Genomic DNA, 22,592 nt, shown 5'->3' on the forward strand with positions numbered 1-22,592 from the left:
TCACACCGCCGCCAGGTCGACCCGGGTCACGGCCGGGGCAGCGACAGCGGTACCAGCACCGGCGATGGCAGCAGCAGCGGTTGCGGCCGGGGCGAGGGGCACCACCGGGGCCGGGGTCCGGGCCGGGGCCGTCGTGGGCAGTTCGGCGGCCTCGACCGGCCGGGCGGCACCGTGCTCGTCCGGCAGCCAGAGCCTGGCGGTACGGGTCCGGTCGGCCGCGCCTCGGCCCTCCGCCGCCACCTCGACCTGCCGGCCGCGCAGCTGGCCGTACCCCTCCCCCAGGCCGAACCAGCGGCCCGAGCGGACGCTCAGCCGCAGCCCCGCGCCGGGCCAGACCCCGGCCACCAGCAGGGCGCAGCCGCCCCGCCGCAGGACGGCGGTCAGCCGGGCCGCCAGCTGCGGGGCGACCGGGCCGGTGGGGCGCAGCAGGATCAGTCCGACCGCGCCGGCCAGCGCGGAGATCACCTCGGGCCAGTGCGGTCCCGGGTCGTCGACGAGCAGCAGCCGGCCCAGGTCCAGCCCGTACCCGGCAGCGGCGGCCAGGCCCAGGTCGGGCAGGCCGACGGTGGCCGCCCAGGCGCCGTCCGAGGCCGCACCGGCGGCCAGGGCCAGCAGCAGGCCGGTGTCGCCGCCGTCGACCGAGACCGCCGCGCCGCGCCGCAGCCCGCCACCGGGCAGCAGCGGGGCCAGGGCCGGCAGGGCGGGCAGCAGGTCCCCGCCGGCCGTGGCCGGTCCCCGCCATACTGAATCGAACATGTGCACGGATTAAGCATCGAACATATATTCGTAGATGTACAAGTCCGTAAATCTGATCGAGCCGCAGATCCACCCCACCCCCGCACACCGCGTGACATTCACCCCGACGGCTTGCGGCGGCCACGGCGGCACCCGTACGGCCCGTACGGCCGGATCGTCCGCCGCGCGGTTCCCGGCCTGGCACACGCCCGGCACCCGCCCGGGATTCCCCCGGGTGGAATTCCGACGATCAGTCAATTCATCTACATGGTGGGAATTTTCGCGCATCCGCCCCCGCCGGACCGGGCGGGGGATGTCCGCGCAACGGTCCGGTCACGATCGGCGCCGCCGCACCCGCCGAAGCCGTTCGCTCACGCAGGATGGCGGAATGAGGATCTTCGGGGGTGTCCGCCCGGCCGCCGCTGGCGCGCTGTTGCTGGTGCTGGTGGCGGGCTGCGGCAGTACGGTGACCGACCAGCGGGCCGGGACCAGGACCGGTGGCGCCGACCGGAGCGCGATCCCGAGCCCGCGCGCCACCGGCGGCGGGGCCCCCGTCGCTTTCTGCCCGGCCCCCGAGGCCGGGCCGGCGCCGTCGCCCTGCATCTCGTACAGCGAGGAGCAGCGGTACGCCGACAACCACGCGTACAAGCAGGAGATGCCGCTGTCCGAGTCCGCCCGGGCCGACAACCAGCCCCGTGTCCAGGCCCTGCAGGCGGCTCTGACCAAGCTGGCGGGCGGCCCGCTGGACGAGGACGGCCTGCGCCGCGCGACCGCCGAGGCGACCGGCACCGAGCCGGCGACCGTCCACGTCGAGCTGTGGCGTGACCGCAGCTACGCCCAGGTCGTGGTGGAGGCGGGCAGCGGCTGCCTGAAGGGGACGATCAACGAGGGCAGGGTCACCGCCGAGACCACCGGTTTCATCGCCGACGGCGGCTGCGTCCCGGCCGTCGGCCACTGACCCGGCCGGGATGGCGGACCTCGGCCGGCGGGGTTCCCCGCGGCTGTCGGTGGCCGGTGACAGGCTGGCGGGATGAGTGAGCTCCCACCACAGGACATCCCGCCGCAGGACATCCCGCCGCAGAACTACGCCCAGGGCTGGGCCGAGGCCGACGACCGCCGGACGCCGCCGCTGGTGGGCGACGAACGCGAGATCCTGACGTCCTTCCTGGACTTCCACCGCGAGACCTTCGCGCTCAAGTGCGCCGGGGTGTCGGCCGACCGGCTGTCGGAGCGCGGGCTGCCGCCGTCCGGGCTGAGTCTGCACGGGCTGCTGCGGCACCTGACGGGGGTGGAGCGGTGGTGGTTCCGGATCCAGTTCGCGGGAGCCGACGTGCCGATGCTGTACTACACCGACGAGGACCCGGACCAGGACTTCGAGCGCCTCGACGGTGATCCGGACGCGGCGTTCGCGCTGTGGCGCGAGGAGTGCGAGCGCTCCCGCGCGATCGTCGCCGCCGCGGCCTCGCTGGACGAGACGGGGGTGCACCGGGCGACCGGCGGCCCGGTCTCACTGCGCCGGATCCTGGTGCACCTGATCGCCGAGTACGCCCGGCACAACGGCCACGCCGACCTGCTGCGCGAGCGGATCGACGGCGCGACCGGCTACTGACCGCCCCGGACCGACCGGCCCCGACCGGCCCCGGTCGGTCCCGAGCGATCAGTCGCGGGCAGCGGCCACGAGCAGCGGCGAGTCCGCGTAGCCGGCCGCGAGCCGGGTGAAGCCGGAGGCGAGGACGGCGCGGACGGCGGCGCCGATCCCGGGCAGCGGGTCACCGGCGGCCAGCCGGATGCGCATCTCCTCGGAGGCGGCCGCCCCGGCGGCGCCGGCCGACCAGGCGAACAGTGCCAGTTCGGCCCGCACCGCCGGGTCGCGGCCGGCTTCGCCGGCCCGCTCGACCAGCAGGTCGAGCAGCATCGCCCGGCGCTCGTCGACGACCGCGAGGTGGAAGCGGTGCAGCGCGGGACTGGCCAGCAGGATCCGGGCGAAGGTCCGGGATGCCTCCTCCTCCTCGGGGGCGAGGACCAGCGCCACGTTGGCGGCGTAGTAGCCGCGCAGCCCCTCGACCAGTTCCGCCCCGGTGCGGGCCGTCACCACGGCCCCCGGGAGGGCTTCGGCGAACTCCTGACGCCGGCTGAAGAAGATGTCGTCCTTGGACGCGTAGTGGGTGAAGACGGTCGCGGGGGCGACCTCGGCCTCGGCGGCGATCTGGACCAGGGTGACGCCGTCGAACCCCCGCTCGGCGAACAGCCGGAACGCCGCGTCGGCGATCGACCGGCGGGTCCGTTCCCGTTTCCGCCCGCGCAGCCCCGGCCGAACGCCGGCCCCGGCCCCGCCCCCGGCTGCGGGGTCGGACGCGGGAGCGGCGGAGGCGGAAGCGGAGGCAGCGGTCGCGGTCATGGGCTCAGAATAATCCACGGCGCCAGAAAAGTAGAGATGCTACATTTTTGGAGACTCTCCAGAAATCACCCTTCCCAAAGGAGCCCACGTGGGCACCAGCCCGTCCGCCGTCCGGCCCCCGGCCGGCACCGGCCGCACCCCGTCCCCAGCCCCGCCGGCCGCACGCCGGCTGTCCACCACCGCCGTCCTGGTGATCGCCTGCGCCGCCCAGTTCATGGTGGTGCTGGACGTCTCGATCGTGAACGTGGCCCTGCCCGCGATGCGCGCCGACCTGCACCTCACCCCGGCCGGCCAGCAGTGGATCGTCAACGCCTACACCCTCGGTTTCGCCGGGCTGCTGCTGCTCGGCGGCCGGCTGGCCGACCTGATCGGGCCGCGGCGTGCGTTCCTGACCGGGCTCGGCGTGTTCACCCTGGCCTCGCTGGCGGGCGGGCTGGCCGACGGGGCCGGGCCGCTGATCGCCGCCCGGGCCGCCCAGGGCATCGGCGGTGCCGTGCTGGCGCCGGCCACCCTCACCCTGATCATGACCACCTTCACCGAGCCGCGGGCGAGGACCCGGGCGATGGGCGCCTGGAGCGCCGTGATGGCGGCCGGCGGCGCGGCGGGCGCGGTGGTCGGCGGACTGCTGACCGAGTACGCGGGCTGGCGCTGGGTGCTGTTCGTCAACGTCCCGGTGGGCGTCGCCCTGTTCCTGGCCGCACTGGCGTACGTCCCGGCCGGGGCCGCCCGTCGCGGCGGGCTGCGGCGGATGGACCTGCCGGGCGCGGCCACCGTCACCGCCGGGCTGACCGCCCTGGTCTACGGGATCATCTCCACCGAGTCGCACGGCTGGGGCTCGCCGGTGGTCTGGGGTCCGCTGGCCGCCGCCGTCCTGCTGCTGGCCGCGTTCACCGCGATCGAGTCCCGGGTCGCCCATCCGCTGGTGCCGCTGGGGATCCTGCGCCGGCGCACCCTGGTGACCGCCAACCTGGTCACCATGCTGGCCGGCGCGGCGATGTTCGCGATGTGGTTCGTGCTCTCGCTCTACTTCCAGCAGGTGCTGGGCTACAGCGCGGTTCGGGCGGGGCTGGCCTTCGTCGCCGGGTCCGCGGCGATCATCGCCGGCTCGCAGATCGCCACCCGGACCATCACCCGGACCGGTCCGCGCCCGCTGCTGGTGGCCGGGACCCTGACCAGCACCGTCGGGTTCGTCTGGCTGTCGCGCTTCACCCCGGACGGCGGCTACCTGACGGACGTGCTCGGCCCGTTCGTGCTGTGCACGCTCGGCATGGGCCTGTCGATGATGCCGGCCACCGTCGCCGCCACTGGCGGCGTCCCGCGCGAGGAGGCCGGGCTGGCGTCCGGGCTGGCCAACACCTTCCGCCAGGTCGGCGGCGCGGTCGGCCTGGCCGTGCTGGCCACCGTCGCCTCGCACACCACCGCCACGCGCCTCGCGGAGGGCGGCGTGGACGTCCCGCAGGCGCTGACCGCGGGCTTCGGGCGCGCCCTGCTGGTGGGCGCCCTGTTCACCGCCTGCGCGCTGCTCGGGGCGCTGACCCTCCCCACCCGGCGCGCCGCCGCCGCGAAGGCGGCGGACGCCCCCGCCTGAGCCCGGACCGACCCCGGCCCGAGCGGGGCCGGACCCCGGCCCGGCCCCCGCCCGACCCGCGCCCCACCCGTCCGACAGCACGGCCGCTCACCGTGTTGACGTGCGCACCGGCCCGTCCTGCGCGCTGTCTTGACGAACCGTCACCGTTGACCAAGCCTGGTCAAGTACCCTCAGCCAGGAGGTCAACGGTGACCGAGCAGCCGTCCCACGCCCGCGGCGGTACCGAGGTCCCGCTGCTCTCCGAGACCATCGGCGAGCGGCTGGACCACGCCGCCGCGGTGTTCCCCGACCGCGAGGCCCTGGTCGACGTGCCCACCGGCCGGCGCTGGACGTACGCCGCGCTGGCCCGGGACGTCGACCGCCTCGCCCGCGGCCTGCGGGCCCGGGGGGTGGCCAAGGGCGACCGGGTCGGCATCTGGGCCGCCAACTGCCCGGAGTGGGTCCTGGTCCAGTACGCCACCGCCCGGCTCGGCGCCGTCCTGGTCACCGTCAACCCGGCCTACCGGACCCACGAGCTCGCCTACGCGCTGAACCGCTCCGGGGTCTCACTGCTGGTCGCCCTGGCCGACGACCGCGGCCCAGGACGGGGCACCGGCCGCGGCGGCGACCAGCACGGGATGGTCGCCGAGATCCGCGAGCGCTGTCCGCAGCTGCGCGAGACCCTGTGGATCGGCGAGGACCCCTGGCACCGGCCGGACGACCCCGACGGCGCCTTCCCCCGGCTGCACCCCGACGAGCCGATCAACATCCAGTACACCTCGGGCACCACCGGCTTCCCCAAGGGCGCCACCCTCTCGCACCGCAACATCCTCAACAACGGCCACTGCGTCGGCGCCCTGCTCGGCTACACCGAACAGGACCGGATCTGCGTCCCGGTGCCGTTCTACCACTGCTTCGGCATGGTCCTGGGCAACCTGGCGGCGCTCTCCCACGGCGCCTGCGTGGTGATCCCCGCCCGCTCCTTCGACCCCGCCGCCACCCTGCGCGCCGTCGCCGCCGAGCGGGCCACCGCGCTGTACGGCGTGCCGACCATGTTCATCGCCGAACTCGCCCTGCCGGACTTCGCCGAGCACGACCTCTCCTCGCTGCGCACCGGCCTGATGGGCGGCTCGCCCTGCCCGGTCGAGGTGATGAAGCGGGTGCAGGGCGACCTCGGCATGACCGAGGTCGCCATCGCGTACGGGATGACCGAGACCTCGCCCGTCTCCACCCTGACCCGGCGCGACGACGACCTGGAGCACCGCACCGGAACGGTCGGCCGGGTGCTGCCGCACGTCGAGGTCAAGGTGGCCGACCCCGCCGACGGCCGGGTGCTGCCCCGCGGCGCGGTCGGCGAGCTGTGCACCCGCGGTTACTCGGTGATGCTCGGCTACTGGGACGAACCGGAACGGACGGCCGAGGTGGTCGACCGGGACGGCTGGATGCACACCGGCGACCTGGCCGTGATGCGGCCGGACGGCTACCTGTCCGTGGTGGGCCGGATCAAGGACATGATCATCCGGGGCGGGGAGAACATCTACCCCCGCGAGATCGAGGAGTACCTGCACACCCACCCCGCCGTCGCGGACGCCCAGGTGGTCGGGGTGCCGGACGAGCACTACGGCGAGGAGGTCTTCGCCTTCGTGGTGCTGCGCGACCCGGCCGGCGGGACCGGTCCCGCGGAACTGACGGAGTTCTGCCGGGCCGGCATCGCCCGGTTCAAGGCGCCCCGGCACATCCGGGTGGTGGACGCGTTCCCGATGACGGTGAGCGGCAAGGTCAGGAAGACCGAGCTGCGCGAACTGGCGGCCCGGGAACTCGGTCGGTGAGGGCCGCCCGGCCGCGGGCACCGCACCGTGTTCGACCGCCGCCCCGACGGTCATCTAACCTGGTGACGTGCTCATACTCGTCAGCCGTCGCCACGTGGACCTGCTCCGCGTCACGAGCATGTCCTGTCGACGCTCCGGCTGATCTCTCCCTCCTTCCCTGCCCTCGGGGCACACCACCCTCCCCCGGCCCCGCCGCACCCGCCCCATCCGGCGCTCGGCGGCCGCGTTCCCGGACACCTCCGGGCACCGCCGGGGCATCGACCACAGCGGATGTCACCCATGACACAGCAGTCCCAGACCACCGGTCTCCCCGTGATCGACCTGTCCCTCGCCGACGGGACCGACCACGACCGCACCCGCCTGCACGACGCACTCCGCTCGGCCGCCACGGACGTCGGTTTCTTCCAGCTGACCGGTCACGGCATATCCCCGGACGAGACCAAGGCCCTGACCACCGCGATGCGGGCCTTCTTCGACCTCCCCGAGGCCGACCGGCTGGCCGTGAGCAACCTCAACTCCCCGCACTTCCGCGGCTACACCCGCACCGGCGACGAACGCACCGGCGGCAGCCAGGACTGGCGCGACCAGCTGGACATCGGCGCCGAACTCCCGCCGCACGTCCCCGGCCCCGGCGACCAGCCGTACTGGTGGCTGGAGGGCCCCAACCAGTGGCCCGAGGCCCTGCCCGAGCTGCGCACCGCCGCCCTCAGCTGGATCGACCGGCTCGGCGCCGTGGCCCACCGGCTGCTGCACGAGCTGCTCACCTCGATCGGCGCCCGGCCCGACTTCTACGACGACGCCTTCGCCGGGCACCCGCACCTGCGGCTGAAGCTGGTCCGCTACCCGGGCACCGCACCGGACGGCGCCGGGCAGGGCGTCGGCACGCACAAGGACTACGGCTTCATCACCCTGCTGCTGCAGGACACCGTGGGCGGGCTGCAGGTCGAGCGGCCGGACGGCTCCTTCCTGGAAGTGCCGCCGATGGAGGGCGCCTTCGTGGTCAACCTCGGCGAGCTGCTGGAGGTCGCCACCGACGGCTACCTCAAGGCCACCAGCCACCGCGTGGTCAGCCCGGCCGGGGCCCGCGAACGGTTCTCGGTGCCGTTCTTCTACAACCCCCGGCTGGACGCCCACATCGAACCGCTGGACTTCCCGCACGCCCACCACGCGCCCGGGGCCACCCAGGACCCGTCCAACCCGCTGTTCGCCGAGTTCGGCCGCAACGAGCTCAAGGGCTACCTGCGCGCCCACCCCGAGGTGACCAGGCGGCACCACACCGAGCTGCTCCCGCTCGCCGGCGCCTGAGCCCGGGAGCGCGCCCTCCGCTCCACCACCGCGTCCCGGTCCCCGCGAGGGGGGCCGGGGCGCGTCCGCATGCCCGGAGCCCGGCCGGACGGGGACGGGACGGACGGGCCGGACGGGCCGGACGGGCCGGACGGGCCGGTGCCGGGGTGCCGGTCGCCGTGGGCGGTGTTATCAGTGGGAGTGGCCCGCAGCGCACCGCCGGCGCCCGTCCGGCGGCCCGCCGGGCCGCTCGCGGGGACGACCGCCGTCCCGGCGCACGAGGATCGGTGAGACGGCATGGACGACTACCCGCTGCTGAACCTGTTCTGGACGATGCTGTGGTTCTTCCTCTGGATCATGTGGTTCTTCCTGCTCTTCAAGATCATCACGGACATCTTCCGCAGCCACGACCTGGGCGGCTGGGGCAAGGCCGGCTGGCTGATCCTGGTGCTGATCCTGCCGTTCCTCGGCGTCTTCGTTTACCTGATCGCCCGCGGCCAGAAGATGGGCGAACGCGACCTCCAGGACGCGCAGAAGCGCGAGGCCGCCCTCCAGGACTACATCCGCCAGACCGCCGGGACCACCGACGGCGGGAAGGGCGGCGGTACGGGCGGCGGCGGCAAGGCCGACGAACTCGCCAAACTCGCCGAACTCAAGCGCAGCGGCGACCTCAGCCCGGAGGAGTTCGAGCAGGCCAAGGCCCGGCTGCTGGCCTGACACCGGAACACCTGCCGCTTCACCCGAACGGCCCTACGGGCGGCCGGGGAATGTGCCACCGCACATCCCCCGGCCGCCCTTCGCGTACCCGGCGGGGCTCACCACTCGCGCCAGCGGTCCGTGATCTCGTACCGGCCGAGCCCGTGCCGCCCGGCCAGCGCCCCGACGTCCACACCGGCCCCGGCGAGCGACGCGTCGATGTAGTCGCAGAGCCGCTCGCGCTCGTCGGTCTCGTACCCGCCGCCGCCGTGCTCGTCGTTGACCGCGTTGAGCGCGAGCACCACGCGTTCGACCGCGCCGAGCACCTGCCCGTCGGAGGGACCGGCCCACCCTCCCAGCTCGGCCTCGAAGGCGGCGAGCACCTCGTCGGTGCGGGACAGCAGGGAGTCGGGGAAGAGCTGCGACACGTACGCCTCGGCGGGGTCGAGCGTCCCCGCGGCAAGGGCGCGGGCCTCCCGCGCGAGGCCTTCGCGCCAGTGAACGGTGGGTCTGTCAGCCATGCCCGGAATGTAGCGGCGGGCACCGACAGCGGCGCTGCGCGGCTGCTGGACCGGCGGCGACGCGCGGTGTCACACTGCTGCTGTCACAGCGCCGCTGCATCACCCTCCCTAGGACCGACCATGACGGCCACACCGGCCACACCCCCGGCCTCGCCCCCGGCCTCGCCGCCGCACCTGACCGTGGACGAACTCGCCGCCCGGGCCGGGGTGACCGTCCGGACGCTGCGGTTCTACAGTGCGAAGGGGCTGCTGCCGCCGCCGGAGCTCGGGCCCCGCCGGGTCGGGCACTACGGGCCGGAGCACCTCGGGCGGCTGGAACTGATCGAGGAACTCCAGCGGCAGGGGCTGACCCTGGCGGCGATCGAACGCTACCTGGCCCAGCTGCCCGAGGACATCAGCTCGCTCGACCTCGCCATCCACCGGGCCCTGGTGGCCTCCTGGACACCGGAGGCCGCCGAGGAGGCCACCCGGGCGCAGGTCGAACGGCGGGCCGGGCGGGCGCTGACCGACGCCGACCTCGACCGGCTGACCGCGATGGGGGCGCTGCACCGCACCGGGCAGCCGGAGGTCTTCAAGGTCGACCCCGGGCTGCTGCCGCTCGGGGTGCGGGTGCTGGACGTGCCGATTCCGCTGGAGACGCTGGTGGCGGCGCGGGCGGTGGTGCGGCTGCACAGCCGGGCGACCGCGCACGACCTGCAGCGGCTGTTCCGCGAGACGGTGTGGAAGCCGTACCGGGAGAGCGGTCCGCCGGCGGCGGAGCTGGAGCGGATGAAGACGCTCACCGACCAGATCCAGCCGATGGTGGTGCAGGCCCTGGTGACGGCCTTCCAGCGCTCGCTCGCGGAGGAGCTGGCGGCCCAGCGCACAACGGACTGAGGCGGCAAACCCCAGGGGCGCGAGGAACTGCGCGAGGCGGGAGGCCACCCACCTGCCACCCCGACACCGACCCCGGCCGCGGCACGGCGAGGGTTGACGTTCGCGCAGTTCCCCGCGCCCCCAAGAAACAGGACGCGCCCCCGCGCCCTCAAAGATGGGCGGGGTGGGGCTCAGTCGGTGAAGGTGCGGCCCTCGGTGGACATCTGGTCGAGGAGGGCGGGGGGCTGGAAGCGGTCGCCGTAGGTGGCGGCGAGTTCGCGGGCGCGGGCGGTGAAGCCGGGGAGGCCGCCGCGGTAGCCGTTGATGTACTGGAGGACGCCGCCGGTCCAGGCGGGGAAGCCGATGCCCAGGATGGAGCCGATGTTGGCGTCGGCGACCGAGGTGAGGACGGACTCCTCCAGGCAGCGGACCGAGTCGAGGGCCTCGGCGAAGAGCATCCGCTCCTTCATGTCCTCGAACGGGATCTCGGTGCCGGGCCGGGTGAAGTGTTCCCGCAGTCCGGGCCAGAGGCGGGTGCGGCGTCCGTCCTGGTAGTCGTAGAAGCCGGCGCCGCCGCTGCGGCCGGGGCGGTCGAACTCGTCGAGCATCCGGTCCATGACGGTGTCGGCGGGGTGCGGGGCCCAGCTGCCGCCGGCGTCCTCGACGGCGCGGCGGGCCTCGTTGCGGATCTTGCGGGGCAGGGTGAGGGTGAGCTCGTCCAGCAGCGAGAGCACCTTGGCCGGGTAGCCGGCCTGGGCGGCGGCCTGTTCGACCGAGACCGGGTCGAGGCCCTCGGCGACCATCGCCACGCCCTCGTTGATGAACTGGCCGATCACCCGGGAGGTGAAGAAGCCGCGGGAGTCGTTGACCACGATGGGGGTCTTGTTGATCTGGCGGACCAGGTCGAAGGCGCGGGCCAGCGCCTCGTCGCCGGTCTGCGGACCGCGGATGATCTCCACCAGCGGCATCTTGTCGACCGGCGAGAAGAAGTGCAGGCCGATGAAGTCGGCGGTGCGGGTGACCCCTTCGGCGAGCAGGCCGATCGGGAGGGTGGAGGTGTTGGAGCAGAGCAGGGCGTCCGGGGCGACGACGTCCTGGACCTCCTGGAAGACCTTGTGCTTGAGCTCGGGGTTCTCGAAGACCGCCTCGATCACGGTGTCGCAGCCGGCCAGGTCGGCGGCGTCGGCGGTCGGGGTGATCCGGGCGAGCAGTTCCTCGCGCTGCGCGGGGGTCGTGCGGCCGCGGGCCACGGCCTTGTCCAGCAGCCCGGCCGAGTAGGCCTTGCCGCGCTCGGCGGCCTCCAGGGTGACGTCCTTGAGCAGGACCTGGATCCCGGCCCTGGCGCAGGAGTACGCGATGCCGGCGCCCATCATGCCGGCGCCCAGGACGGCGACCTTCGCGGCGGTCCGGGGTTCGACGCCCTTGGGCCGGCCCGCGCCGGAGTTGACGGCCTGCAGGTCGAAGAAGAAGGCCTGGATCATGTTCTTGGAGATCTGGCCGCAGGCCAGCTCGGTGAAGTAGCGGGCCTCGATCACCATCGCGGTGTCGACGTCGACCTGGGCGCTCTCGACGGCGGCGGCCAGGATGTTGCGGGGGGCCGGGTAGTCGGCGCCGGCCAGCTGCTTGCGCAGGTTGGCCGGGAAGGCCGGGAGGTTGGCGGCGAAGGCGGGGGTGCTGGGGGTGCCGCCGGGGATCTTGTAGCCCTTGGCGTCCCAGGGCTGGGCGGACTCCGGGTTGGCGTCGACGAAGGCGCGCGCCTTGGCGAGCATCTCCTCGGTGGTGGCGGCGAGTTCGTGCACCAGGCCGTTCTCCAGCGCCTGGGCCGGGCGGTACTGGCGGCCCTGCAGCAGGACCTTGAGCAGCGCGTCGGTGATGCCCATCATCCGGACCGTGCGGACCACTCCGCCGCCGCCGGGGAGCAGGCCGAGGGTGACCTCGGGCAGGCCGATCTTGCTGCCGGGGGCCTCCAGGGCGACCCGGTGGTGGCAGGCGAGGGCGATCTCCAGGCCGCCGCCGAGGGCGGCGCCGTTGATCGCGGCGACCACGGGCCGGCCGAGGGTCTCCAGGCGGCGAAGGGCGCGCTTGATCCGCATCGAGTTGGCGAACACCTGCTCGGCGTCCTCGGGCCGGGCGGCGGAGATCAGCCGCAGGTCGCCGCCGGCGAAGAAGGTCTTCTTGGCCGAGGTGATGATGACGCCGCGCAGGTCCTCGGTGGCCGCCAGCCGTTCGACCGTGGCCTCCAGGGCGTCGGTGAAGGCGGCGTTCATGGTGTTGGCGGACTGGGCGGGGTCGTCGAGGACGAGGGTGACCACACCGTCCTGGTCCTGCTCCCAGCGGATGGCAGTCGTGTTGCTCATGGAAACGTGTCTCCCGGGAGTCAGATGCGCTCGATGACGGTGGCGACGCCCATGCCGCCGCCGACGCAGAGGGTGGCCAGGCCGTAGCGCAGGTCGCGGCGCTCCAGCTCGTCGATCAGGGTGCCGATCAGCATGGCGCCGGTGGCGCCCAGCGGGTGGCCGAGGGCGATGGCGCCGCCGTTGACGTTCACCTGGTCGTGGCGGAAGCCGAGTTCGCGGATGAAGCGCAGGGCGACGGCGGCGAAGGCCTCGTTGATCTCGACCAGGTCGATGTCGTCGGCGGTCAGACCGGCCTTGGCCAGGGCCTTGCGGGTGGCGGGGGCCGGGCCGGTGAGCATGATGGTGGGCTCGGAGCCGGAGACGGCGGCGGAGACGATCCGGGCGCGCGGGCGCAGCCCGTACCGTTCGCCGATCTCGCGGGAGCCGATCGCGACCAGGGCGGCGCCGTCGACGATGCCGGAGGAGTTGCCGGCGTGGTGGACGTGGTCGATGGACTCGACCCAGTGGTACTTCTGCAGGGCGACCGCGTCGAAGCCGCCGGCCTCGCCGATGCCGGCGAAGGAGGGCTTGAGGCCGGCCAGGGTCTCCACCGTGGTGCCGGGGCGGATGAACTCGTCGCGCTCCAGGACGACCAGGCCGTTGCGGTCCTTGACCGGCACCACCGAGCGGTCGAAGTGGCCGTCGGCCTGGGCCTTGGCGGCGCGGGCCTGGGACTCGGCGGCGAAGGCGTCCACATCGGTGCGGGACAGTCCTTCGAGGGTGGCGATCAGGTCGGCGCCGATGCCCTGCGGGACGAAGCCGGTCTCGAAGCTGGTCATCGGGTCCATCGCCCAGGCGCCGCCGTCGGAGCCCATCTTGACCCGGGACATCGACTCGACGCCGCCGGCCAGGATGAGGTCCTCCCAGCCGGAGCGGACCTTGGCGGCGGCCAGGTTGACGGCCTCCAGGCCGGAGGCGCAGAACCGGTTCTCCTGGACGCCGGCGACGGTGTCCGGCAGGCCGGCCGCGATGGCGGCGATCCGGGCGATGTCGGAGCCCTGGTCGCCGATCGGGCTGACCACGCCGAGCACGATGTCGTCGATCGCGGCCGGGTCCAACGTCGGGAACCGGGCCTGGAGTTCGTGGATCAGACCGACCACCAGGTCGATCGGCTTGGTGCCGTGCAGCGAGCCGTTGGCCTTGCCTCGGCCGCGTGGGGTGCGGATAGCGTCGTAGACGTACGCTTCGGTGGTCACGGTGGGTGCCTTTCCGGGAAGTGGCCGGTCGGAGGGGTCCGGTGCGAGGGGTCTGGTGCCGTGTCAGGCGAGGAGGGAGCGGCCGATGATCTCCTTCATGATCTCGGTGGTGCCCCCGTAGATGGTCTGGATCCGGCCGTCGGTGAACGCCCGGGCGACCGGGAACTCGCTCATGTAGCCGTAGCCGCCGTGCAGTTGCAGGCAGCGGTCGGCGGTGCGCTTGTGCAGTTCGGTGGCCCACCACTTGGCCATCGAGGCGTCCACCGGGGTGAGGGCGTAGCGGTTGTGCTCGGTGATGCAGCGGTCGACGAAGGTCCGGGTGACGGCGCACTCGGTGGCCAGTTCGGCGATCTCGAAGCGGATGTGCTGGAGCTTGGCCAGCGGCCGGCCGAAGGCGGTGCGCTGCTTGACGTACTCGGTGGTGAGCTCGACCAGGTGCTCGGCGCCGGCGATGGCGGCGACCGCGATGGCGAGGCGTTCCTGGGCGAGGTTGCGCATCAGGTACAGGAAGCCCTGGTTCTCCTCTCCGAGCAGGTTCTCCTTGGGGACGCGGACGTCGGTGAAGAACAGCTCGGCGGTGTCCTGGGACTTCTGGCCGATCTTGTCGAGGTTGCGGCCGCGCTCGAAGCCCGCCGTGCCGCGCTCGACCACCAGCAGGCTCAGCCCGTGCGCGCCGCCCTCCGGGGTGGTCCGGGCGACCACCACGACCAGGTCGGACAGGATGCCGTTGGAGATGAAGGTCTTGCTGCCGTTGAGCAGGTAGTGGTCGCCCCGGTCGACCGCCGAGGTCCGGATGGACTGCAGGTCCGAGCCGGTGCCGGGTTCGGTCATCGCGATGGCGGTGATCAGCTCGCCGCTGCAGAACCCGGGCAGCCAGCGCCGCTTCTGCTCGTCGGTGGCCAGCGAGGTCAGGTACGGGCCGATGATGTCGTTGTGCAGGCCGATCGCCAGTCCGCTCACCCCGGCGCGGGTGAACTCCTCGGCCAGCACCGCCGCGTGGCGGAAGTCGGGGGTGCCGCCGCCGCCGTACTCGGCGGGGACGGCCATGCCGAGCAGGCCCTGCCGGCCGGCCGCGAGCCAGGCGCCGCGGTCGACGATGCCGTCCTTCTCCCAGCGCTCGTAGTGCGGCAGCACCTCCTTGGCCAGGAAGGCCTTGACGGTCTCCCGGAACGCCTCGTGCTCCTCGGTGTAGAGCTCTCGTTGCACCTGGGTCGGTCCTCTCGGGGATGCTGCCGGGTCAGGGGTGGGGCCGGGTCAGGGGGTGGCGGCCTGGCCGGGGGCGCTGTCGGGGGCGAGGGCGGCGACGCCCCAGTCCGCGGCGACCTCAGCGGTGTGCTGCCCGGGCCGGGTGGGCGGACGGCGCAGCGCGCCGGGGGTGACGGAGAAGCGGGGCGCGGGGGCGGGCTGGGTGATGCCCTCGTGGGTGGTGTAGGTGGCGCGGGCGGCGAGGTGCGGGTGCTCGGCGGCCTGGCCGAGGGTCAGCACCGGGGCGACGCAGGCGTCGGTGCCTTCGAACCGGGCGGTCCACTCGGCCTGGGTGCGGGTGGCGAAGCGGTCGGCGATCAGCGTGCGCAGTTCGGGCCAGCGGGCGGGGTCGTACTGGGCGGGCGCGTCCGCGCCGAGCTCCAGCAGGGCGGCGAACTCGGCGTAGAACTGCGGTTCCAGCGCGCCGACGGCCATGTAGCGGTCGTCGGCGGTGCGGTAGGTGTCGTACCAGGGTGCGCCGCCGTCGAGCAGGTTGACGCCGCGGCGGTCGTGCCACTGGCCGGCCGCCAGCAGGCCCCAGAGGATCGAGGTGAGGTGGGCGGTGCCGTCGACGATGGCGGCGTCCACCACCTGGCCCCGGCCGGTGCGTTCGGCGTGGCGCAGTGCGGCGAGCAGCCCGATGACCAGGTAGAGCGAGCCGCCGGCGTAGTCGCCGAGCAGGTTGGCGGGGATGCCCGGGGGGCCGTCGGCGGGCCCGATCAGGCCGAGGGCGCCGGCGGTGGCGGTGTAGCCGATGTCGTGGCCGGCCCGGGCGGCGAGCGGGCCGTTCTGGCCCCAGCCGGTCATCCGCCCGTAGACCAGGGCGGGGTTGCGGGCGAGGCACGCCTCGGGGCCGACGCCGAGGCGTTCGGCGACGCCGGGGCGGTAGCCCTCGATCAGCAGGTCGGCGCGGGCGGCCAGGTCGAGGACGAGGCCGGGGCCGCCGGGGCTCTTGAGGTCGACCAGGACCGAGCGCTTGTTGCGGTTGGTGAGGTCGAAGGCCGGGTCGGGGCCGATCGGGGGCGGGCCGGGGCGGTCCACCCGGACCACGTCGGCGCCGAGGTCGCCGAGCAGCATGGCGGCGAACGGGCCGGGGCCGATCCCGGCCAGCTCCAGTACCCGCAGTCCGGCCAGCGGGCCGGGGGCGGTCGTCTCAGCCACTGATCGGCCTCCTGGCACTGCTCGGTGTCCCGGGTCCGGGCCGGTCCGCCCGGCCGGGGCGGCGGCGTACGGCCATGTTTGACAGTGAAGCTGTCACAGTCGTGATGATAGGCAGTTGACCCGCCGGTAACAAGGGTCGCACCCGGGCCCGCCCGCCCTCGTTGCGAACCGCCCCGGGCAGGCGGATTCTGGGGCTGAGGCTCCACCCACCGGAAGGTGACCGCCATGCACAACCACTGGACCGTCGACCTGGACTTCGACGAGGACGATGACCGCACCACCTGCACCGCAAAGCTCAGCGGTTTCAGCGCCCCCGGCGCCGTCGGCACCGGCTCGGCCCGCCGCAGCCCCGACGACACCCCCGACATGGCGGTCGGCGAGGAACTGGCCGCGGCCCGGGCCTGTTCGGACCTCGCGCACGCGCTGATCGACAAGGCCGCCTCCGGGATCGAGGCGCACACCCACGAACCGGCCCGGCTGGTCTTCTGACCGCCGGGCACCGACCCGGCCCGGCCCCACCGCCGCCCGCCGCCCCGCACCGCCGGGCGGCGGGCGAGCAGCGGGCGGGCGCTTCCCCGGCCGCGCTACCGGCGGGTAGAGTCGCCTCGATCCGCCCCAACGCCCGGTGAATCCCCCCGAACGAACTGGTGAACGCATGTCGGTCCGCACCCGCCCCGCGCTCTGGTGGCGCCTGGGCATCGTGCTCTCCGCCGGGCTCGGGCTGATCCTCGGCAACAGCTCCCTGGTGTACTTCACCACCGAGAGCAACGTCATCGTGCTCGGCTACTTCGCCGCCGCGGTCCACTGGATGGTCCGGCGCGGCACCGTCGACGCCCCCGCGCCCCGCCTGCGCGGCGCGGTCACCCTCTACATCACCATCACCGGCCTGGTCGCCCACATCCTGCTCAACCACGGCGCGAACCCGCTGCCCGGCCTCGGCCCCGGACCGGACCGGCTGCAGAACTGGTCCAGCTTCCTGCTGCACTACACCACGCCGCTGATGGTCCTGGCCGACTGGCTCTGCCTGAAGCCGCGCAACGCCTCGCGCTGGCGCGACCTGCCGCTGTGGCTGTCCTTCCCGCTCGGCTACGCCGTGGTCACCGAGGTCCGGGCCGCCCTGTTCCCGTCCTTCCCGCTGAAGTACCCGTACTTCTTCCTCGACCCGACCACCAACGGCCACGCCTGGGTGGCGGGCCAGATCGCGCAGCTGACCGTCGAGTTCGTACTGCTCGGTGCCGCCGTGGTGGGCCTCGACCGCCTCGGCACCCTCATCAACCGCCGGCTCCGCCCGGCCACCGCCCCCACCGCCGCCCCGACGGCCCGGAGCGAGGCGCCGGCTCCCGGAGTCACCCGGGCGGCGGGGTGACCCGGTAGACCGCCACGAGCTCGATGCGGGGGACGACGCAGTACGCGAAGAGGCCCCCGGGCGCCGGGGCGGGGTAGGGCGCCGGGGCGGGGTAGGGGGCGCGCCGAGTGGTCGGGCGGCGGGTGGTCAGGCGGCTGCGGACCAGGCGGCGAAGGTGCGGTGGAAGTCCGGGAAGGTCTTGCGGACGCAGCCGGGGTCGTCGAAGGTGACGGGCCCCTCGGTGCGCAGGCCCGCCACCGCGAAGGACATCACGATCCGGTGGTCGCCATGGGTCTCGATCTCGGCGCCCCGCGGGGTGCCGGGCCGGATCTCGATCCAGTCCCGGCCGGTGGCGACGTCGACGCCGAGCCGGTGGAGGTTGTCCGCGCACGCCTGGAGCCGGTCGCACTCCTTGACCCGGGTGTTGTGGACGTCCTCGATCCGCACCGGGCCGTCCGCGAACGGGGCGATGGCCGCCAACGTCGGCATGGTGTCCGAGATGTCGCGCATGTTCACGGTCAGGCCCGACAGCCGGCCGCCCGGCGCACCCGCCACCGTGACCCGGTCGCCCCGCAGCCCGACCCGGGCGCCCATCCGCTCCAGCACCTCGACGAACCGCAGATCGCCCTGGAGCGCCCCCGCACCGAGCCCGGGGACGGTCACCTCACGGCCGGTCAGCGCGGCGGCGGCGAAGAAGTAGCTCGCCGTGGACGCGTCCGGTTCGACCCGGTACTCGGTCGCCCGGTAGCCGCCCGGCGGTACCGAGAAGACATCGCCCTCCCGCTCCACCCGGACGCCGAAGCTGCGCATCATCGCCAGCGTGATCTCCACGTACGGCGCGGAGACCAGGTCGGTGACGGTGATCCGCAGGCCTTCCCGGGTCAGCGGGCCGAGCAGCAGCAACGCGGTCAGGTACTGCGAGGACAGCCCGGCGTCCAGCGTCACCTCGCCGCCCCGGACGCCGCGGGCGGCGATCCGCAGCGGGTGGTGCCCCTCCCGCTCCTCGTGCTGCAGCTCGACGCCGAGCGCACGCAGCGCCTCGGTGAGCGGGGCGAGCGGACGGCGGCGCATCTGCGCGGAGGCGTCGAAGCGGAAGGAGCCGTGGCCCGCCGCGGCGAGGGTGGGCAGGAAGCGGGCGGTGGTGGCGCCGTCCCGGCAGTACACCTCGGCGTCCCTGGCCGGGCCCTGCGGACGGCCCTCGATCCGCCAGACGCCGTCCGTCCGTTCGACCCGGTAGCCGAGCGCGGCCAGGCCCTCGGCGAAGCCCTCGGTGTCGTCGGAGGCCAGCGGGCGCAGCAGGGTGGTGGTGCCCTCGGCCGCGGCGGCCAGGAACAGGGCCCGGGCCGTCACCGACTTGGAACCGGGGATCTCGACGGTGGTCACACGCTCTCCTGGGGTCTGCGGCGCTCGTCTGCCGCCACCGGCGCGGGCGGCCTCGGCCGCCATCCTGCCCGCCGGCTCCGCGACCGCGCCCGGGCGTGTCAGCTGGTGGACGCGGCCCGGCTGCGGCCGGCCGAAAGCCCGGCCGGCCCGGCGGCGGCGGGGTGGTGAAGGCGTCCACCGCCGGGTGCCGCCGTCAGCGGTAGGCGACCCGTTGGAACGGCCAGTCGGCGGCGAGCCAGTCGGCCACCGCCCGGTGCAGCGGTCCGTCCAGCTCTGCGCGGTCCGCCCGGACCCAGGAACTGACCCGGGCCGTACCCGGCTCGGTGCGGGACGGGTAGACGTACACGCAGCCGACCACGTCGGCCTCGGTCGGGCCGTCGAGGACGCTGAAGGTGAAGCCGGTGCGGCGGGCGAAGTCCTCGGCGTGCCGCTCCAGGTCCCGCAGGTTGTCCGCCGGGGTCATCCCCTGCGCGGGCGGCCAGTTGCCCTCCGCGAAGCCGGGGGTGGCGCGGATGTGTTCGATGCTGGTGGTCCAGGCGGTGTGGTCGGCCGCGTTGTGCTGCGGGCCGAGCGGCTCCAGGCGCAGCGGCCCGGCGGTCAGCATCCGCGGCGGCGTGAAGCCGTCCGGGACGAACGGGGCGGGCGGCCGCGCCTCGGTCGGTACGGAGGCGTCCGGGGTCGGAGTGTCGGGGGTCGGCTCGGTGGTGGGGTTCGGCATGCCGCGACGGTACCCGGCACCCGGCCCCGCACACCGCCGGTTTTCGTGCCGCCGACGCCCGGCCCGCCGGCGGCACGGCGTCGGGCGGACCGCGCCGGCCGGCTGACGGCATCGATCCCGGTGACCGCCTCCTGTCCGGGCCCGGGCGCTGCTACTGTCGCGCCATGGACAGGACCGAGATCGACGCGGTGACCGCCGAGTTCTTCGGCGCCTTCGACAACCGGGCGGGCGGGCCCGCCGATGTCGCCCGGATCCGCCGGCTGATGATCCCGGGCGGCGTGATCGTCAACTCCGGCCCGCCGCTCACCGTCCACACGGTCGAGGAGTTCGTCGAGCCGCGCGAGAAGCTGCTGGCCGAGGGCCGGCTCACCGGGTTCCACGAGTGGGAGACCTCGGAGCGGACCGAGATCGCCGGCGGGGTGGCCTCGCGGATCGGCGAGTACCGCAAGTCCGGGACGCTGGACGGCGAACCGTTCGAGGGCGGCGGGACCAAGGTGTTCCAGTTCGTCCGTACCCCGCAGGGCTGGCGGATCGCGGCCTTCTCCTGGTCCGACCACGCCTGACCGGCGAGTCAGCGGGCGGGCCGCACCCGGCCCAGGGCGTGGAGCAGCAGTTCCATCGGGTCGGCGGCGCAGCCCACCATGATCAGGGCGTTCTCGTCCCGGCACTCGGCGACCCGCCAGAACGGCCGGATGGTGCTCGGGTCGGACCTCAGCCGGTCGCGGACCAGCACCACGTCCAGCCGGTGCAGCGGCACCGGCCGTCCGTCCGTGCCGGCTCCGGCCGCGGGGACGGCGAGCAGCCCGGCGCGGGACAGGTGCAGGACGCCGACGGCGGGCAGGCAGTAGGGCTGGGCGCCGAGCACGCTGGCCTCGAAGCTCACCACCCGACCCGCCTCGAAGGCCCGGCGGCGGCGCCGCCCGGGGCGTCCGGTGCCCCGCAGCGGGAACAGCGCGCCCAGCAGTCCGCCGAACTGGTCCAGGATCACCGACGCCCCTTCAGATCCGCCGGGCGCGGGGTGCGCCGGCCGCCGCGAACACAGGCGTACAGGTTGCTGCGCACCGGAAGCGGTTCCGGCAGGGCGATCGTATGCACCGGTACGGCCGCGCACCAATCGGGCCGGTCGGCATCGCGCCATTTCGGTTCGCGGGAGGCGACGGTGACGTCGCGTCACCGACGGGGCGGTCCCCGCCCGCGGCCCACGGTACCGGAGCCGGACCGCGGGCGGGACCCCTCCGGCGAGGCCCACCGGAGGGGTCGGTGCCGCGGGCGGCGGACCGTCAGAGCGCTTCGACGCTGCGCACCTCGCCGTCCGCGACCTCCAGCCAGCGGGTGATGCCGAGCCCGCGCAGGAACGGCACGTCGTGGCTGGCCACGATCAGTGCGCCGCGGTAGCCGGACAGCGCCTGGGTGAGCTGGCGGACGCTGGCGAGGTCCAGGTTGTTGGTCGGTTCGTCCAGCAGCAGGAGCTGCGGCGGCGGTTCGGCCAGCAGCAGCGCCGCCAGCGTCGCCCGGAACCGCTCGCCGCCGGAGAGCGTGCCGGCGAGCCGGTCGGCCCGGGCGCCGCGGAACAGGAACCTGGCCAGCCGGGCCCGCACGGCGTTCTCCCCCGCCCGTGGCGCGAACGCCCGGACGTTGCCGACCACGGTGAGCCCGTCGTCCAGCAGGTCGAGCCGCTGCGGGAGGTGGCGCAGCGGCACCGGGGTGTCCACCTCGCCCCGGACCGGCGCGAGTTCGCCCGCGATGGTGCGCAGCAGGGTGGACTTGCCGGTGCCGTTGCCGCCGACCAGGGCGATCCGTTCGGGTCCGCGCAGTTCCAGGTCCACCCGGGTGCCGTGGGCGAGCCGGACCTTGTCCAGGGTGAGGACGGTGCGGCCGGCGGGGACCGCGGTGTGCGGCAGGTCGATCCGGATCTCGGCGTCGTCGCGGATCGCCTCCTCGGCCTCGGCCAGCCGTTCCTTGGCGTCGGCGAGGCGGTCGGCGTGCATGCCGCGCAGCCGGCCCGCGGTCTCCTCGCCCTGCCGTTTGAAGGCGCCCGCGAAGATCTTCGGGTCGTTGCGGGTGACCGAGCGCTTCTTGCCGTAGGCGGCGCTGCGCTCCAGCCTGATCCGGGCGTCGGCGAGGTCCCGCTGCTGGCGCCGGACGTCGGCCCCGGCGTTGCGGACCAGCCGTTCGGCGGCCTCCTGCTCCGCCTCGAGGGCCGCCTGGTAGTCGTCGAAGTTCCCGCCGTACCAGGTGACTTCGCCGTCGCGCAGGTCGGCGATCCGGTCCACGTGGGCGAGCAGCCCGCGGTCGTGGCTGACGATCACCATGACGCCCTGCCAGCCGGCCACCGCCTCGTACAGCCGGGCGCGGGCCGCCCGGTCGAGGTTGTTGGTGGGCTCGTCGAGCAGCAGGATGTCGGGGCGGCGCAGCAGCAGCGCGGCGAGGTGGAGCAGGACCGCCTGGCCGCCGGAGAGCTCGCCGACGGTGCGGTCGAGGTCGAGGTGCAGTCCGAGCCGGTCGAGGGTGGCGCGGGCGCGTTCCTCGACGTCCCAGTCGTCGCCGACGGCGGCGAAGTGCGCCTCGTCGGCGTCGCCGGACTCGATGGCGTGCAGCGCCTCACGGGCGGCCCGGATCCCGAGCGCCTCGTCCACCCGCTGGTCGGTGCGGGCGGTGACGTCCTGCGGCAGGTAGCCGAGTTCGCCGGCGATCCGGACGGTGCCGCCAGCCGGGGTGAGTTCCCCGGCGATCAGCTTCAGCAGGGTGGACTTGCCGGCCCCGTTGAGGCCGATCAGGCCGGTGCGGCCGGGACCGACGGCGAGCTGGAAGCCGTCGAGGACGGTGGTGCCGTCGGGCCACTCGAAGGAGAGGTCGGTGCACAGGACGGACGTGACGGGATGGGACATGCAGGTCTCCTGGACGGTTGCCGTGGATGGTCGGAGCAACACGGGAGACACCGCTGGTGCGGTACGACGGCACTGCTGGGGAGGGGCCCGCGGATCGGGGGCGCCTGCTCGCTGCCGAGGTCGCACGCGCACGCCGCACGCCGGGTACTCAGGCGGGCGGGGCGGTGTCCCGTGACCTCAGACGAGCAAGGGCCTTCTCCAGTCTTGCGGGGTGGCGGCCGGGGCGTTCCACCGGACGTTCCCCACCGTAGGCAGCGGCCGGACGGGGCCGCAACGCAATTTCCGGCGCCCGGCCCCGTCCCGCCCGGGCCGCCCGGGGCGGGACGGGGCCGGACCGGGCGGGGCCGGGCGGGACGGGGCCGGGCGGGACGGGGC

General features: G+C 74.2%; 21 protein-coding genes. 10 read left to right on the forward strand and 11 right to left on the reverse strand.

The features are described 5' to 3' along the window. Complete coding sequence (locus AB0D08_RS22675; protein WP_359891096.1) at window positions 1-756, reverse strand: hypothetical protein; 756 nt, start codon at window positions 754-756, stop codon at window positions 1-3. 367 nt (window positions 757-1,123) lie between these two features. Here AB0D08_RS22675 and AB0D08_RS22680 point away from each other — a divergent pair, with 367 nt between their 5' ends. Both AB0D08_RS22680 and AB0D08_RS22685 read left to right on the forward strand, forming a co-directional pair. Then, window positions 1,124-1,693 carry a precorrin-3B C(17)-methyltransferase gene (locus tag AB0D08_RS22680; RefSeq protein WP_359891098.1) on the forward strand — a complete coding sequence of 190 codons (570 nt, stop codon included), beginning with the start codon at window positions 1,124-1,126 and terminating at the stop codon, window positions 1,691-1,693. Between the two features lie 72 nt (window positions 1,694-1,765). Further along, the gene (locus AB0D08_RS22685) at window positions 1,766-2,344 is read left to right on the forward strand and encodes a DinB family protein (RefSeq protein ID WP_051814323.1); all 579 of its coding nucleotides are present in this window, start codon (window positions 1,766-1,768) and stop codon (window positions 2,342-2,344) included. Window positions 2,345-2,392: 48 nt separating this feature from the next. Here AB0D08_RS22685 and AB0D08_RS22690 read toward each other — a convergent pair whose 3' ends face one another. Then, window positions 2,393-3,133, reverse strand: coding sequence for a helix-turn-helix domain-containing protein (locus tag AB0D08_RS22690; RefSeq protein WP_359891101.1), 741 nt, complete (start codon window positions 3,131-3,133; stop codon window positions 2,393-2,395). An 88-nt stretch (window positions 3,134-3,221) separates the two neighbouring features. On the opposite strand from AB0D08_RS22690, the gene AB0D08_RS22695 reads away from it, so the two are divergent. The 4 genes from AB0D08_RS22695 to AB0D08_RS22710 all read left to right on the forward strand — a co-directional run bounded on the left by AB0D08_RS22695 (window position 3,222) and on the right by AB0D08_RS22710 (window position 8,530). After that, window positions 3,222-4,721, forward strand: coding sequence for an MFS transporter (locus AB0D08_RS22695; protein WP_033825687.1), 1,500 nt, complete (start codon window positions 3,222-3,224; stop codon window positions 4,719-4,721). A 188-nt stretch (window positions 4,722-4,909) separates the two neighbouring features. Beyond that, the gene (locus AB0D08_RS22700) at window positions 4,910-6,529 is read left to right on the forward strand and encodes an AMP-binding protein (protein WP_359891104.1); all 1,620 of its coding nucleotides are present in this window, start codon (window positions 4,910-4,912) and stop codon (window positions 6,527-6,529) included. Window positions 6,530-6,808: 279 nt separating this feature from the next. Further along, window positions 6,809-7,834 (forward strand): 2-oxoglutarate and iron-dependent oxygenase domain-containing protein, encoded by a 1,026-nt coding sequence (locus AB0D08_RS22705; protein ID WP_033825689.1) that lies wholly within the window; start codon window positions 6,809-6,811, stop codon window positions 7,832-7,834. A gap of 276 nt (window positions 7,835-8,110) precedes the next feature. Next, window positions 8,111-8,530: an SHOCT domain-containing protein gene (locus AB0D08_RS22710; RefSeq protein ID WP_033825690.1), complete on the forward strand. Its 420-nt coding sequence runs from the start codon at window positions 8,111-8,113 to the stop codon at window positions 8,528-8,530. A gap of 98 nt (window positions 8,531-8,628) precedes the next feature. On the opposite strand, the gene AB0D08_RS22715 is transcribed toward AB0D08_RS22710, so the two are convergent. Then, window positions 8,629-9,030: a hypothetical protein gene (locus AB0D08_RS22715; RefSeq protein ID WP_359891108.1), complete on the reverse strand. Its 402-nt coding sequence runs from the start codon at window positions 9,028-9,030 to the stop codon at window positions 8,629-8,631. Between the two features lie 120 nt (window positions 9,031-9,150). Here AB0D08_RS22715 and AB0D08_RS22720 point away from each other — a divergent pair, with 120 nt between their 5' ends. Next, window positions 9,151-9,906, forward strand: a complete 756-nt coding sequence (locus AB0D08_RS22720; protein WP_051814327.1) for a MerR family transcriptional regulator — start codon at window positions 9,151-9,153, stop codon at window positions 9,904-9,906. A 170-nt stretch (window positions 9,907-10,076) separates the two neighbouring features. Here AB0D08_RS22720 and AB0D08_RS22725 read toward each other — a convergent pair whose 3' ends face one another. The 4 genes from AB0D08_RS22725 to AB0D08_RS22740 form a co-directional block, all read right to left on the reverse strand. Then, window positions 10,077-12,242 (reverse strand): 3-hydroxyacyl-CoA dehydrogenase NAD-binding domain-containing protein, encoded by a 2,166-nt coding sequence (locus tag AB0D08_RS22725; protein WP_359891111.1) that lies wholly within the window; start codon window positions 12,240-12,242, stop codon window positions 10,077-10,079. A 20-nt stretch (window positions 12,243-12,262) separates the two neighbouring features. Beyond that, window positions 12,263-13,477 (reverse strand): acetyl-CoA C-acetyltransferase, encoded by a 1,215-nt coding sequence (locus AB0D08_RS22730; RefSeq protein ID WP_359891113.1) that lies wholly within the window; start codon window positions 13,475-13,477, stop codon window positions 12,263-12,265. Between the two features lie 63 nt (window positions 13,478-13,540). Continuing rightward, the gene (locus tag AB0D08_RS22735; RefSeq protein ID WP_033825694.1) at window positions 13,541-14,683 is read right to left on the reverse strand and encodes an acyl-CoA dehydrogenase family protein; all 1,143 of its coding nucleotides are present in this window, start codon (window positions 14,681-14,683) and stop codon (window positions 13,541-13,543) included. Between the two features lie 48 nt (window positions 14,684-14,731). Continuing rightward, complete coding sequence (locus AB0D08_RS22740) at window positions 14,732-15,883, reverse strand: CaiB/BaiF CoA-transferase family protein (RefSeq protein WP_359891115.1); 1,152 nt, start codon at window positions 15,881-15,883, stop codon at window positions 14,732-14,734. Between the two features lie 225 nt (window positions 15,884-16,108). Between AB0D08_RS22740 and AB0D08_RS22745 the strand changes: the two genes are divergently transcribed. Then, window positions 16,109-16,372, forward strand: a complete 264-nt coding sequence (locus AB0D08_RS22745) for a dsRBD fold-containing protein (protein WP_359891118.1) — start codon at window positions 16,109-16,111, stop codon at window positions 16,370-16,372. A gap of 166 nt (window positions 16,373-16,538) precedes the next feature. Continuing rightward, window positions 16,539-17,249 carry a Pr6Pr family membrane protein gene (locus AB0D08_RS22750; protein WP_199520440.1) on the forward strand — a complete coding sequence of 237 codons (711 nt, stop codon included), beginning with the start codon at window positions 16,539-16,541 and terminating at the stop codon, window positions 17,247-17,249. 126 nt (window positions 17,250-17,375) lie between these two features. Here the strand turns inward: AB0D08_RS22750 and aroA are convergent, their stop codons facing one another. Then, window positions 17,376-18,611, reverse strand: a complete 1,236-nt coding sequence (gene aroA, locus AB0D08_RS22755; protein WP_359891121.1) for a 3-phosphoshikimate 1-carboxyvinyltransferase — start codon at window positions 18,609-18,611, stop codon at window positions 17,376-17,378. Between the two features lie 193 nt (window positions 18,612-18,804). Beyond that, complete coding sequence (locus AB0D08_RS22760; protein WP_359891123.1) at window positions 18,805-19,329, reverse strand: N-acetyltransferase; 525 nt, start codon at window positions 19,327-19,329, stop codon at window positions 18,805-18,807. A 164-nt stretch (window positions 19,330-19,493) separates the two neighbouring features. Between AB0D08_RS22760 and AB0D08_RS22765 the strand changes: the two genes are divergently transcribed. Then, window positions 19,494-19,892 carry a nuclear transport factor 2 family protein gene (locus tag AB0D08_RS22765; RefSeq protein WP_033823417.1) on the forward strand — a complete coding sequence of 133 codons (399 nt, stop codon included), beginning with the start codon at window positions 19,494-19,496 and terminating at the stop codon, window positions 19,890-19,892. A gap of 8 nt (window positions 19,893-19,900) precedes the next feature. Here the strand turns inward: AB0D08_RS22765 and AB0D08_RS22770 are convergent, their stop codons facing one another. Both AB0D08_RS22770 and AB0D08_RS22775 read right to left on the reverse strand, forming a co-directional pair. Further along, window positions 19,901-20,317, reverse strand: coding sequence for a hypothetical protein (locus AB0D08_RS22770; RefSeq protein WP_033823416.1), 417 nt, complete (start codon window positions 20,315-20,317; stop codon window positions 19,901-19,903). A gap of 292 nt (window positions 20,318-20,609) precedes the next feature. After that, window positions 20,610-22,217 (reverse strand): ATP-binding cassette domain-containing protein, encoded by a 1,608-nt coding sequence (locus tag AB0D08_RS22775; RefSeq protein WP_359891126.1) that lies wholly within the window; start codon window positions 22,215-22,217, stop codon window positions 20,610-20,612. Window positions 22,218-22,592: the final 375 nt, after the last annotated feature.

Source organism: Kitasatospora sp. NPDC048540, from assembly GCF_040651175.1.
Classification (GTDB): domain Bacteria; phylum Actinomycetota; class Actinomycetes; order Streptomycetales; family Streptomycetaceae; genus Kitasatospora.